The sequence below is a fragment of the Bradyrhizobium sp. AZCC 2262 genome, assembly GCF_036924535.1.
Classification (GTDB): domain Bacteria; phylum Pseudomonadota; class Alphaproteobacteria; order Rhizobiales; family Xanthobacteraceae; genus Bradyrhizobium.
Window position 1 is genome coordinate 4929056 of record NZ_JAZHRT010000001.1, and the last position, 12698, is coordinate 4941753.

Genomic DNA, 12698 nt, shown 5'->3' on the forward strand with positions numbered 1-12698 from the left:
GATCATGCAGCTTCCGAACGGATCGCGAGCGAGCGGCCGAACATCATGTCAGCGCGAATTCCTTGTGTCGGCTGCCGCGTGCGGATCAGTTCGAGATACCAGAGCGCGTCGGCGACATCGCCGATCAGGACCGCACCGGTCAATCGCCCGCCAGCAATCACAAGCTTCTTGTAGGTGCCGTGATTGATGTCGGAGAGCACGATGGTCTCGCTGCCGTCGTCGCCGATGAAATCGCCGGCGGAGAACACGCTGACGCCGGAGACTTTCAGATTGGTCGCAACGATGCTGCCGGCATAGCAGGCTTCCCGCCCGGCGAGATGCCGCGCCAGCACCCTCGCCTGCTCATAGGCCGGCTCGACCAGCCCGTAGCAGATGCCGCGATGCTCGGCGCATTCGCCGATCGCGAATACGTCCGCCGCGCCGGTCTGCAGATGGTCGTCGACCACGATGCCCCGATTGACCGATATGCCGGCTTCCTTAGCCAGTGCGATATTTGGCCGGATGCCCGCCGCAAAGATCACGGCGTCAGCCGGAATCAGGCGGCCGTCCACCAGTTCGACGCCTTCGACGCGGGTCACGCCATGGATGCGCGCGGTGTTGGCGTTGAGCAGGATTTCGATCCCCTTGCGCTCGACAAGGGACTTCAAAAGTTCGGCCGCGGGCGCATCCAACTGACGCTCCATCAGGCGGTCCATCAGATGCACCAGCGTCACCGGCGCACCGGCCTTGGCGAGCCCGTAGGCCGCTTCAAGGCCCAGCAATCCGCCGCCGACCACCACCACGCGCTTCTTCTGCGCCGCCAGCGTCAGGAGAAGATCGACGTCCCGGCTGTCGCGAAACGTATGCACGCCGGCAAGGCCGGCGCCCGGCACGTTGAGCCGCAGCGGCGACGAGCCTGTGGTCAGCACCAGCTTCGAGAACGGAACGCTCTCGTCATTCTCGATCTTGAGCTCGCGGCGGCCGACATCGATCTCGGTGGCCGTGCAGCCATATTTCAGGGTGACGCCACGGTCGCGCCACCAGGAGGCCGGCCGCAGCTCGATGTCCTGCGAGGTGGTCTCGCCGGCCAGCACCGATGATAACAGCACGCGATTATAGGCGAGCCGCGGTTCGTCGCCGATCACGGCGATGGCGTAGCGGCCCAACGCCACCTTGGCCAATTCGTCGACCAGGCGGGCAGCGGCCATGCCGTTGCCGACGATGACAAGCGGTTCGCTCATGACGCACCCTCACTCGGCGGCTTGAGTGCTGCCGTAGGCTTCCGAGATCATGTAGCCGGACAACGTGCCGTAAGCCGCGGTCCAGGCATCGGCGACTTCAGGAGTCCAGGCTTCGCCGAGCCCTTTCTCAAGCGTCCACAGCAGCGTTCCGCCGACGACGGGATAGTGCTCAGGCTTGGCGCCGTAGCTGACGTGACGCTTTGCCAAGGCGCTGGCGGCCGGCAACACCGCGCCGAGATTGCTCAAGCCGTTGACCACGACGGCGAGCGTTCCCATCAACTTCTTGCGCTGCTCGGCCATGTCGGCGGGGAACATCGCCTTGACCGAGGGAGCGACTTCGAACAGGCGGTCGTAAAACAAGACGGCGGCCTGTTCGGAAATCGGAGCGACCCTGGCGAAACTTTGCTGCACGAGATTGACTTGTTCAGGTGTCATTTTCTTCTCCTGCCTCTTCCAGGCCCCGCCCCACGCGGGACCAAGCAAAACTCAGGCCGCTTCGACGAAGCGATGCCGCTCATAGAGGAATTCGAGCACCCGTTGCCGGCACTTGAGGTAGCCGGGGTTGGTCGCGAGCTCGAGCCGCTTGCGCGGACGCGCCAGCGGCACTTCCAGCACTTCGCCGATCCGTGCGCTGGGACCGTTGGTCATCATCACGATGCGATCCGACAGCAGCACGGCCTCGTCGACGTCGTGGGTGATCATCAGGATGGTGTTGCCGAGCTTCTGGTGCAGCGCCATCACCGAATCCTGCAGATGCGCGCGGGTCAGCGCGTCGAGCGCGCCAAAGGGCTCATCGAGCAAAAGCACCTTCGGCTCCATCGCGAGTGCGCGGGCGATGCCGACGCGCTGCTTCATGCCGCCGGACACTTCGGACGGCCGCTTGTCCTTGGCGTGAGCCATTTGCACCAGGTTGAGATTGTGCATCACCCAGGCGTCGCGCTCGGCGCGGGTCTTGGTCGAGGCGAACACCTTGTCGACGCCCAGCCTGACGTTCTCATAGACCGTCAGCCAGGGGAGCAGGCTGTGGTTCTGGAACACCACGGCGCGGTCCGGTCCCGGCGAATTGACCTCGCGGTTTTCCAGGAGCACGCAGCCCTGGGTGGTGTCGGTGAGGCCGGCGACGATGTTGAGCAGCGTGGACTTGCCGCAGCCGGAATGGCCGATGATCGAGACATATTCGCCCTTTTCGATCGTCAGGTTGATGTCCTTCAGCACCTCGGTCGTGGCATTGCCGCGGGTGAAGGTCTTGTCGATGTGGTCGAGCTTCAGATAGGCCTGCATGACATGTTCCTTCAGTTCAGCGCGGTGCCGCGGGTCACGATCTTCGCCAGTCCCGCGATCAGGCGGTCGAGCACGAAGCCGATGATGCCGACATAGAACAGGGCCAGGATGATTTCGCTGATGTGCGAGGAGTTCCAGGCGTCCCAGATGAAGAAGCCGATGCCGACGCCGCCGATCAGCATTTCCGCAGCCACAATCGCCAGCCACGACAGGCCGATGCCGATGCGAAGACCCGTGAAGATGTAGGGCGCCGCCGCCGGGATCATGATCTTCGAGAAGAACTCCAGCGGATTGAGCTGCACGACGGCCGCGACGTTGCGATAATCCTGCGGGATGTTGCGGATGCCGACCGCGGTGTTGATGATGATCGGCCACACCGACGTGATGAAGATGACGAAGATCGCCGAAGGCTGGCCATCACGGAACGCGGCAAGCGACAGCGGCAGCCAGGCGAGCGGCGGGATGGTGCGAAGTACCTGGAACAACGGATCGAGCCCGCGCATCGCCCACACCGACTGCCCGACCAGCGTGCCGAGCGCGATACCGGCGATCGCGGCCAGCGAATAGCCCAGCGCGACGCGCTGCAGCGAGGCGGAGAGATGCCAGAACAGGCCCTTGTCGATGCCGCCGCGGTCGAAGAAGGGATCGAAGATCAGCTCCCTGGTATCCTTGAAGACCCGCGACGGCGGCGGCAGGGTCGAGCCGGCACGACGACAGACCAACTCCCAGAACAATAACAGCAGCGCGAGCACGATGAGCGGCGGCACGACCCGCACCGCGGTCTCCCTCGCCATCTTGATGTACTTTTCGGCACGTGGCGCCGGCTTCGGCGTCATCGTCACGACCGGCGCAGCCGTCGTGGGCGAGGTGACCGGGATTGCCACCGCCGTGGCTTCGGTTTTCATCGCATGCATCGACATTGAAATTGTATCTCCGCGTTTCAATGAGCGGGCCGCGCGCTAGCCGCGCGGCCCGGTTTGGATCAGACCTCAACACGCTTGATCGACAGGGACTTGAGATACGCAGCCGGATTCTCGGGATCGAACACCTTGCCGTCGAAGAAGGTCTCCTTGCCGCGCGAGGTCGAGGTCGGGATATCCGAAGCCGCAACGCCGAGTTCCTTGGCAGCGTCCTTCCAGAGGTCTTCGCGGTTCACCTTGGCGATCAGCGCCTTGCTGTCGAAGCCCGGTTCGTACTTGCCCCAGCGGATGTCCTCGGTCATGAACCAGAGGTCGTGGCTCTGGAACGGATAGGAGGCGTGATCGGCCCAGAACCGCATGATGTGCGGCGAGTTCTCGACCACCTTGCCGGGAATGCCGTAGTCGAACTTGCCCTTGACGCGATCGGTGACGTCATCGACGGGGCAGTTGATCCACTGCCGCTTGGCGCAGATGGCGGCGACCTCGTCACGATTTTCCGGCTTCTCGCACCACTGCTGGGCTTCCAACACGGCCATCAGCAGCGCCTTCGCCGCTTTTGGATATTTGTCGACATAGGCGGCGCGCATGCCGAAGGATTTTTCCGGATGCTTGTTCCAGAGCTCGCCGGTGGTGATGGCGGTGTATCCGATGTTCTGATGGATGAGCTGCAGGTTCCACGGCTCGCATACGCAGAAGCAATCCATGGTACCGACCTTCATGTTGGCGACCATCTGCGGCGGCGGCACCACGATGGTCTCGATGTCCTTGTCGGGATCGATGCCGCCGGCGGCGAGCCAATAGCGGATCCACAGATCGTGGGTGCCGCCCGGGAACGTCATTGCCGCCTTGATCGCTTTGCCTGAGGCTTTCTTCTTGTCCAGCGCAACCTTGAACGGCGCGGTATCGACGCCGACCTTGACGTCCTCATATTCCTTGGCGACCGAGATGCACTGACCGTTCAGATTGAGCCGCGCCAGGATGTACATCGGCGTCGGCTGATTGTTCTGCGTCACCCTGCCGGCCGAAATCAGATACGGCATCGGCGTGAGGATGTGTGCGCCGTCGATGCCATTACCCTCGGAGCCGAGCACGAGGTTGTCGCGCGTCGTTCCCCACGAGGCCTGCTTCTGCACCTCGACGTCGGGCATGCCGTATTTCGCGAAGATGCCCTTCTCCTTGGCGACGAACAGCGGCGAGGCGTCCGTCAGCGCGATGAAGCCAAGTTTCGCAGCCTTCACTTCCGGACCTGCGCCCTGCGCGAACGCGCCGGCGGGAAAGTTGAGCTTGGCGGCGGCGAGCAAGGCAGCCGTTCCGCCGGCCGCCTTCAGAAGCTGGCGGCGGCTGAGACCACGGCGCGAGGTCGGAATGGTGGGCTTCGTCATGGGCATCATTGTCCTTTTGCGTCAGTGCGTGAACGGGGCCGCCCGATTGGGGTCACCGCGCAGGGCGCAGAAGGGCGTGCTCCAGGGAGGCCCCGGAATGGCGGCGACACAATTCGGATGAGTGGTCTCGAGGGACGGCATCAATGGCGTCAGCACTAGCTATTCAAGCTTCGTGCCAAGCCTTTTGCGCTGCAAAAAAGATATATTTGTCAGATAGATATGAGCCAGATGCGGCGTATTATCGCGCCGCAAAGGAACCGCTATTCGCATTCTAAATTTGCGATTCGCCCAATTTTTGTGCGGCGCACAAGAATTGGGCAAGCGCTAAAATCGGTGTCCCTAAGCGTCCTCTTTGGCCTTCGCCATCATCGGTTTCGGCGCGTTTCCGTCGCCCGGCTTCATCCGGAATTCGTAGGTCATGAGGTGCCATGGCTCGCCCGTCGGCTTGCCGTCCGGCATCGTCGGATCGGTGCGCTTTTCGATTTTGGCGATCAGTTCGTCCTTGACCCCGAACACGACGTCGGAATCGAGATATTTGTCGCCGTCCATGAAGACATGCGTGATCAGCGGCTGGTGACCGGGCGCGTCGACCAGGAAATGCACATGGGCCGGCCGCATCGCATGGCGGCGGGTCTGCACGATCATCTCGCCGACCGGGCCGTCGGTCGGGATCGGATAGCTGCACGGCAGGATGGTGCGGAAGAAGAATTTTCCATCGGCGTCGGTGATGAAGCGCGCCCGCGACGACGGCCCCTCCGTCGCATAGGCCGGCTTCTGGGAATCATAGAAGCCGTCATCATCGGCATGCCAGACGTCCACCGGCACGCCAGCCAGCGGCTTGCCCTGGAGGTCGGTGACGCGGCTCTGCACGAACATCCGCTCGCCGGACAGATTGGCCGAGATATCGGTGCCATGCGGCGTCACCTTGTGCTCGCCGACATAGAACGGGCCGAGCACCGTGGTCTCGGTGGCGCCCTCGCGCTCCCGGTGGTTGACCGCATCGACCAGCATCGACACGCCAAGCACGTCGGAGAGCAGGATGAACTCCTGCCGGATCGGGGTGCACTTCTGACCGGTCCGGGTCAGAAAATCGATCGCATATTCCCACTCCTCGAAGGTGAGATCGGTCCTGCGCACATAGTCGTGAAGCGATTTCACCAGTTCCTGCAGCAGGAATTTGGCGCGCGGATCCGGCGTGTCGTCAAAGCTGCGGATCACGGCGGCGGTCAGTTCGGTTTCGCTGAATTGGCGCATTTTTCTGTCCTGCGGGAATAGACCAAGGCTGCCGGCAGCCTATACCAGCGTCCCGCGGGGGGTAAGCGCGACTGGTTGGAACGCAGCACACTTTTCGGCTATCAAGGCCGCATCCCAGCCGGAGATCTGTGCCGATGTTAGCCCCCACCCCTGCCTCGCCCGAACAAGCCGGAATGTCCAAGGCGGCGCTCGATCGCCTCGAAAATCACCTCAAGCAGCGCTACGTCGACGCCGGCCGCTTTCCGGGAACGCAGCTCCTGATCTACCGCCGCGGCAAGGTCGTGCATTCGACCGCGCAGGGCTTCGCCGACCTCGAGCGCAAGGTGCCGGTCAAGGACGACACGATCTTCCGCATTTATTCGATGACCAAGCCGCTCACGAGCGTGGCCTTCATGATGCTGGTCGAGGAAGGCCGCGTCGCGCTTGACGAGCCCGTGCACAAATACATTCCGGCCTGGAAGAATCTTGGCGTGTTCATGGCCGGCACTCATCCGGCCTTCCTGACCCGCCCGCCGACGCGTCCGATGCTGATCGTGGACCTGTTGCGCCACACTTCGGGCCTTACCTATGGCTTCCAGCAGCGCAGCAATGTCGATGCCGCCTATCGCGAGACCAAGATCGGCGAGGTGATCAAGGCCGGCTCGCTGCAGACCATGATCGACGACCTCGCAAAAATCCCGCTGGAATTCTCGCCGGGCGAGGCCTGGAACTATTCCGTCGCCACCGACGTACTCGGCTATCTCATAGGCGTGATCAGCGGCAAGCCGTTCGAGCAGTTTCTAAAAGAACGCATCTTCGATCCGCTCGGCATGAACGACACCGACTTCTTCGTACCGAAGGAAAAGGCGCATCGTTTGGCGGCCTGCTATTCGGCCGGCGTGCAGATCGGCATGACTGCCGGCGAGACCAAACTGACGCTGCAGGACGACCCGGCCACGAGTTCGTTCCTGTCGCCGCCCTCGTTCATCTCCGGCGGAGGCGGCCTGTGCTCGACCGTGGCCGACTATCTCACCTTCTGCCGGGCGCTGCTCAATGGCGGCGAACTCGGCGGTGTCCGCCTGCTGGGCCCGAAGACGCTGAAGCTCATGGCGTCGAACCATTTGCCCGGCGGCGTCGACCTGCCGGCGATGTCGCGCTCGCTGTTCTCGGAAGCCGCCTATAACGGCATCGGCTTCGGTCTGGGCTTTGCCGTCACCATGAACCCGGCGCAGACGCTGATCGCCGGCAGTCCCGGCGAGTTCAACTGGGGCGGCGCGGCGACCACCTCGTTCTTCATTGATCCGGCGGAAGAACTGATCATGATCTTCATGACGCAGGTGCTGCCGTCGAGCGCTTATCCGTTGCGGCGCGAGCTGCGCACCATGGTGTATGCCGCGATCACCGACAGCAATCTCTGAGAACCGACGGCCGGGCCGCATGACGGAACCCGGCCGCTCTTGAACCCGGCTGAATATCTTACTTTATCCTCCTATTATTCTTGGCGAAATTCGGCGGCTTCTCCTATGCTTTCGGTATTGGGGGCCGATCCGGGGCGTGTGTTGCCGAAACCTTCACTACCAGTGCGTCTTGCCCTTCTGGTTGCGGGAACCACGCTGCCGCTGATTCTTTTCGCGGCCGGCATTGTTTTCAACCATTACAGGCAGGACCGCCAGACCGCTACCCAACGCGTGTTTGAAACGGTTTACAGCATTCGTCTCGTGCTTGATGCGGAGATGCAGCGGATCACCGGCGCGCTGCAGGTATTGTCGCTGACAAACACCCTGCACCACCGGGATTTCGAGGGATTCCGCCGCATCTGCCAGGGTTTTCTCGACCAGTATGGCGAAGGCGGCGTCGTGCTGGTGGCTGACCGCAAAGGACGTCAGGTGTTCTCCTCGCTCACGCCTGACACGGCAAACCTGCCGTTCCGCAACAACCTGCCCATGGTCGAGAAAGTCTTCGCGGAGAAGAAGCCAGTCTATTCCAACCTGTTCTTTGGGACGGTCAAGAAGCGGCTGATCGTGACGATCGAAGTGCCGGTGATGCAGGGCGACGAGGTGCTTTACGACATCTCGTTCAGCCCGCCGATCGAAATATTCCAGGCCATGATCGAGCAGCAGCGGCCGAACCGGGATTGGACGATCTCTATCTTCGACAGCGAAGGCACCAATTTCGCGCGCACGCCGAATCCTCAGGAGACCGTCGGCAAGCGCGCATCGCCCTCGCTCCACGCCGAGATGTTCAGGACTCCGGAATCCACCGTGTCGACCGTATCGCTCGAGGGCGTGCCGCTGATCACGAGCTTCGCCCGCTCTTCGCTCACCGGCTGGACGGTCGCCGCAGGCGTCGCCGAAAGCTCGCTGGTCGCGCCGCTCTGGCGCAACCTCGCGATCACAAGCGTGATGGGCGCCGTGCTCCTGATGGTCGGTCTCGCCTTTGCGGTGCGGATGGCGACCCAGATCGCGCGTGGCGAGATGCTGCACAATCTCCTGATCGAGGAACTCAACCACCGCGTCAAGAACACGCTCGCAGTCCTGCAGTCGATCGCCACCCAGACGTTCCGGAGCGCAAGCCGGGCCGAGCGCGCGAAGTTCGAGGGAAGGCTCGGCGCGCTGGCGGAGGCGCACAATCTGCTGAGCCAGGAAAAATGGCAGGGCGCCGAGTTGCGGGAAGTGATCACGCGGGTGCTGCAGCCCTATCTGCTCAACACTCCGGAGCGGATGCGGATGTTCGGGCCGCAGGTTCCGCTGTCGCCGCGGCTCGCCGTGGTGCTGTCGATGATCGTGCACGAGATCGCGACCAACGCGGCGAAGTACGGCGCGCTTTCGAACGAGACCGGCACCGTGGCGCTGGACTGGGAGATCCTCGAGGAAAGGGACGGGCGCAAGCTGCGGCTGATCTGGACCGAGGCCGGCGGCCCGCCGGTCACGGCGCCGGTGCAGCGCGGCTTCGGCTCGCGGCTGATCGAGCGCAGCACGCGCGACCAGCTCGGCGGTGAAGCGACCGTCGACTTCCTGCCGCGCGGCGTCATCTACACGGTGAGCTGCGCGCTCGACAGGGAGGAATAGCTCGATACGAAGATGGCTACTTAAGCATCTCCGGCACGATCAGCCGCGGCAGAAACAGTGAGACCTCGGGCCAGACGATCAGCGCGGCCAGCACCAGCAGCATCGGAACCAGCATGATGGCCGTGTCCTTGAGCGCATAGCGCAGCCGTACGCCCGCGATCGAGCAGGCGATCATCAGGCACAGCCCATACGGCGGCGTCACCAGCCCAAACGCCAGCGAGACGATCGAGATGATCGCAAACTGCACCGGATGGAGGTCGACCGATTTCGCCAGCGGTTCCAGCACGGTGCCGACGATGACGATCGCCGGAATCGCGTCGAGGAAGCAGCCCACCACCAGAAAGCAGAACGCGATGAAGAAGCCGGCCCCGATCGGGCCCATGCCCCAGGTCGAGACGTTGGCCAGCAGTTCCTGCGGAATCTTGTAGTAGGCCAGCAGCCAGCCGAAAGCGCTTGCGGTGCCGACGCAAAACAGCGCGACTCCGGCCAGACGCCCGGTGTCGAGCAGCGCCTTGTAGAGTTCTCGCGCTCCGGTTTCCCGGTAAAAGAACGCCGATAGCGCAACGGAATAAAGCACCGCGACGCAGGCGGATTCGGTCGCGGTGAACCACCCCAGCAAAATGCCGCCGACGATGATGAACGGCGTGATCAGCGCCGGTATCGACCGCCAGATGGCGCAGCACATCTCCCTCCAGGTGTCTTTCGGATAGGTCGGATAGCCGCGGCGAACGGCATAGACATGCACGGTCGCCATCTGCGCGCCCGCGATCAGCAGGCCGGGTATGATGCCGGCCAAGTACATCGCGGCGATCGAGGTCGAGATCAGGCCGCCCCACACGATCATCAGGATCGAGGGCGGGATGATGACGGCGAGCACGGCCGACACCGCGGTGATGGCGATGGAGAACGAGAGGTCGTAGCCCTCCTTGGTTTGGGCGTCGATGAAGATCTTGGACTGGCTCGCCGCGTCCGCGGTGGAAGAGCCGGAAATGCCGGCAAAGAACACCGACAGCACGACGTTGATCTGAGCCAGCGATCCCGGCCAATGCCCGACCATCGAGCGCGACAACGCGACCAGGCGATCGGTGATGCCGCCGATGCTCATCAGGTTGGCGGTCAGGAGGAAGAATGGCACCGCCAGCAGGATGAACGAATTGTAGGCGTTGAAGGTCTCCTGCGCGAGCGTCATGATCGACAGATGCGGCTCGATCAAAAGGATCGGCACACAGGCAAGGCCGAGCGCAAAGGCGACCGGCACGCGAATAATGAGCAGGCCGATGAAAACCCCGAACAGCACCATGGCCGCCTGTCCGGCAGAAAGAACATTGCCGCTCATTGTTGTGCCCCAAGCAAAATCCGCATCTCGTCGAAGATCTGTTCGCCCGCAAATACGATCCACGTCACGCCTGCCACCGGCCAGGCGACATGGATCAGCCAGAGCGGCAGATCAGCCAGTTCCGACGTCCGGTTCCAGGCGAACCGCGTGAATTCGAGCCCGGCCCACACAAACACCAGCGCCATCGCCAGCACGCCAAGCCGCGCGAGAATTCGCACCATGGCCTCGCTTCGGCGTGACAGGTCAGGCCAGACGTCGACTTCGAAATGCTGCGACTCTCTGATGCCGACCATGGCGCCGATCATGATCGTCCAGACAAAGAGGAATCGGGCCATCTCCTCGGTCCAGATGTAGGACGGGATGAGCGGCGTGTAGCGCGAGATGATTTGCAGCGTGACCGGAACGACCAGAATGCCGACGCAGGCGGCAAGCAGGATTTCCAGCAGTTTTGCATAGGCCGCCGTCGCTCGGCGCCACAGCGACGGGTTCGGCGGCATCGATATTTCAGTCATCACGGCTCCGGGGGATCACGATCATGGAATGGGGCAAGCCGTCCGGCTTGCCCCGACTTCCTGCCGCGTGGGCAGCGACAATTCCTGAGATCATGATGCGATTGGAAGAATCGCATCATGATCTCATCTGTTTGTTTGAGCATGATCCCCGCGCAAACGCGTTCCGCGTTTGTCGCGAGGGAAAACCGGTACCCACTTTTCCGGATCATGCTCTACGCGACGTTGATCTTCTCGAAGATGCCCTCGGCGCCGATTTCCTTGGCGTAGGTGGCCATCACGGGATCAGCGAGCTTCTTCATGGCGTCGCGCTCCTCGAACGGGACGCGCTTGAGCTTGCCGGCCTTCTCCAGCGTGTCGAGCTTGACGACTTCCTCGCTCGACTCCAGTTGACGGCCGTAGTCACCGGCTTCCTTGCCAGCCTTGAAGATCGCCTCCTGCAAATCCTTCGGCAAGGTCTTCAGCGTCTTCACCGAGAAGCAGATCGGCCGGATCGATACCGCGTGCTGCGTCAGGTTGAGGTGCGGCGCGACTTCGTAGAACTTCATCGCCTCGACGCCGGCCGCCTCGTTTTCGCCGGCGGCGATCACGCCGTTCTGGATGGCGTTGTAGATCTCGTTGTAGGCGATTACCGTCGGGCTCATGCCGACGGCCGCAAACGTCTTCGACCAGATCGGCGCGCCCTGCACGCGGACTTTCAGACCCTTGATCTCGGCAAGGTTCCGGACCGGCTTGTTGGCGAAGATGTTGCGGATACCGCCGCCTGCATAACCGAGCAGGACGACCTCGGCCTTGGCCGCAACTTCATCGGCGATCGGCGCGAGGATGTTCGCTTCGACCACCTTGTTCATGTGCTCGATGCCCTTGAACACAAAGGGCGCATCGATGAACGGCGCCGCCTTGGCGAAGGTCGACATGTGGGCCGGAGAAACGATGCCGTAGTCGACCGCCTTGCCCTGGGACATGTATTCGAAATACTGCTTTTCGAGCCCGAGCGATGAGTTCCTGTGCAGCGTGAAATTGATCGGCTTGCCGTAGTATTTCTTTACCAGCTCTTCGAACCGCAGCAGCGCCCTGTTGAAGGCGTGGTCGTCGTTGAACTGCACGGCTCCGTTGAGCGTGACGGGCGCCTGTGCCCGCAGGATCGTTGGCGTGCCGAGGACGCCGGCAGCCGCCGTCGCACCAAGGCCCGCAAGTACGGTTCTTCGCTTCATGGCGTTCCTCCCCTGTAATGCCTGTCCCTTATAAGCAGGACTTTGGCCTGGCCGACGACGCAGCCACTACCGCAAAGCGTATGCAAAACGGCGCGGCTGTGGAAGCCAATTTAAGTAGAGTACCCGAGCCAATAGGCCGCAGACGGCCGGACCGGTGATGGCAATCATTTTGGCAACCCCGCCCCGGAAGGCGCGGGCCGAACCGGTGCCCCCTTCGCAAATCGCTGAAAATGCCGGTCGGCCTTCCCGTCCCTATCAGTTGCCGAGGCAACGTCTTATGATTGCATCTGATGCCGGCGGGCGATGTTCATGCGCAGCCAGCCGGCACGCCGCAAATGTTGCGCGCTGCCGGATCTGGCCCGCGCCGTCAAAGGTGCGCCAGCACGCGGCTTGCCGCAATTTCCCGTCATGCCTGATCCGAAAAGCCGGAACTGAACGTTACTGCATTTTGTCAGGCATCACTGGACGCGGGCATCTCGCGCAGGGCCGATATCGAGCCGGCGCGCTCTGCGAGCAATCGCATAATTAGCCGGCA

The 12698-nt window shown here is 62.6% G+C and carries 11 protein-coding genes; 2 read left to right on the top strand and 9 right to left on the bottom strand.

Translation table 11 applies throughout. The annotated features are described in order from the left end of the window. Positions 1-2: 2 nt before the first annotated feature. From V1283_RS23370 to V1283_RS23395, 6 genes are all read right to left on the bottom strand, one after another. Positions 3-1220: an NAD(P)/FAD-dependent oxidoreductase gene (locus V1283_RS23370; RefSeq protein ID WP_334388821.1), complete on the bottom strand. Its 1218-nt coding sequence runs from the start codon at positions 1218-1220 to the stop codon at positions 3-5. A 9-nt stretch (positions 1221-1229) separates the two neighbouring features. After that, positions 1230-1655, bottom strand: a complete 426-nt coding sequence (locus tag V1283_RS23375; RefSeq protein ID WP_334388822.1) for a globin family protein — start codon at positions 1653-1655, stop codon at positions 1230-1232. Positions 1656-1706: 51 nt separating this feature from the next. Beyond that, positions 1707-2501 (bottom strand): ABC transporter ATP-binding protein, encoded by a 795-nt coding sequence (locus tag V1283_RS23380; RefSeq protein WP_108514505.1) that lies wholly within the window; start codon positions 2499-2501, stop codon positions 1707-1709. 11 nt (positions 2502-2512) lie between these two features. Continuing rightward, the gene (ntrB, locus tag V1283_RS23385; RefSeq protein ID WP_442895879.1) at positions 2513-3406 is read right to left on the bottom strand and encodes a nitrate ABC transporter permease; all 894 of its coding nucleotides are present in this window, start codon (positions 3404-3406) and stop codon (positions 2513-2515) included. A 77-nt stretch (positions 3407-3483) separates the two neighbouring features. After that, positions 3484-4803 carry a CmpA/NrtA family ABC transporter substrate-binding protein gene (locus tag V1283_RS23390; protein WP_334388825.1) on the bottom strand — a complete coding sequence of 440 codons (1320 nt, stop codon included), beginning with the start codon at positions 4801-4803 and terminating at the stop codon, positions 3484-3486. 339 nt (positions 4804-5142) lie between these two features. After that, entirely contained in the window at positions 5143-6057 is a 915-nt protein-coding gene (locus tag V1283_RS23395; RefSeq protein WP_334388826.1) for an intradiol ring-cleavage dioxygenase, read from the bottom strand. 134 nt (positions 6058-6191) lie between these two features. Between V1283_RS23395 and V1283_RS23400 the strand changes: the two genes are divergently transcribed. After that, positions 6192-7454: a serine hydrolase domain-containing protein gene (locus tag V1283_RS23400; RefSeq protein ID WP_334388827.1), complete on the top strand. Its 1263-nt coding sequence runs from the start codon at positions 6192-6194 to the stop codon at positions 7452-7454. A 141-nt stretch (positions 7455-7595) separates the two neighbouring features. Next, on the top strand, positions 7596-9104 hold the full coding sequence (locus tag V1283_RS23405) for a sensor histidine kinase (RefSeq protein ID WP_334388828.1): 1509 nt from the start codon (positions 7596-7598) through the stop codon (positions 9102-9104). A 16-nt stretch (positions 9105-9120) separates the two neighbouring features. On the opposite strand, the gene V1283_RS23410 is transcribed toward V1283_RS23405, so the two are convergent. The 3 genes from V1283_RS23410 to V1283_RS23420 form a co-directional block, all read right to left on the bottom strand. After that, entirely contained in the window at positions 9121-10440 is a 1320-nt protein-coding gene (locus V1283_RS23410; RefSeq protein WP_334388829.1) for a TRAP transporter large permease, read from the bottom strand. After that, a complete protein-coding gene (locus V1283_RS23415; RefSeq protein ID WP_334388830.1) occupies positions 10437-10952 on the bottom strand; it encodes a TRAP transporter small permease in 516 nt (171 codons plus the stop codon). Before V1283_RS23415 ends, V1283_RS23410 begins: the two co-directional genes overlap by 4 nt. Before the next feature lie 212 nt (positions 10953-11164). Further along, positions 11165-12163: a TRAP transporter substrate-binding protein gene (locus V1283_RS23420; RefSeq protein WP_334388832.1), complete on the bottom strand. Its 999-nt coding sequence runs from the start codon at positions 12161-12163 to the stop codon at positions 11165-11167. Positions 12164-12698: the final 535 nt, after the last annotated feature.

Coding starts and splice junctions, on each gene's coding strand:
- V1283_RS23370 (WP_334388821.1), bottom strand. CDS start 1,220: ATGAGCGAACCGCTTGTCATCGTCGGCAACGGCATGGCCGCTGCCCGC.
- V1283_RS23375 (WP_334388822.1), bottom strand. CDS start 1,655: ATGACACCTGAACAAGTCAATCTCGTGCAGCAAAGTTTCGCCAGGGTC.
- V1283_RS23380 (WP_108514505.1), bottom strand. CDS start 2,501: ATGCAGGCCTATCTGAAGCTCGACCACATCGACAAGACCTTCACCCGC.
- ntrB (WP_442895879.1), bottom strand. CDS start 3,406: ATGAAAACCGAAGCCACGGCGGTGGCAATCCCGGTCACCTCGCCCACG.
- V1283_RS23390 (WP_334388825.1), bottom strand. CDS start 4,803: ATGACGAAGCCCACCATTCCGACCTCGCGCCGTGGTCTCAGCCGCCGC.
- V1283_RS23395 (WP_334388826.1), bottom strand. CDS start 6,057: ATGCGCCAATTCAGCGAAACCGAACTGACCGCCGCCGTGATCCGCAGC.
- V1283_RS23400 (WP_334388827.1), top strand. CDS start 6,192: ATGTTAGCCCCCACCCCTGCCTCGCCCGAACAAGCCGGAATGTCCAAG.
- V1283_RS23410 (WP_334388829.1), bottom strand. CDS start 10,440: ATGAGCGGCAATGTTCTTTCTGCCGGACAGGCGGCCATGGTGCTGTTC.
- V1283_RS23415 (WP_334388830.1), bottom strand. CDS start 10,952: ATGACTGAAATATCGATGCCGCCGAACCCGTCGCTGTGGCGCCGAGCG.
- V1283_RS23420 (WP_334388832.1), bottom strand. CDS start 12,163: ATGAAGCGAAGAACCGTACTTGCGGGCCTTGGTGCGACGGCGGCTGCC.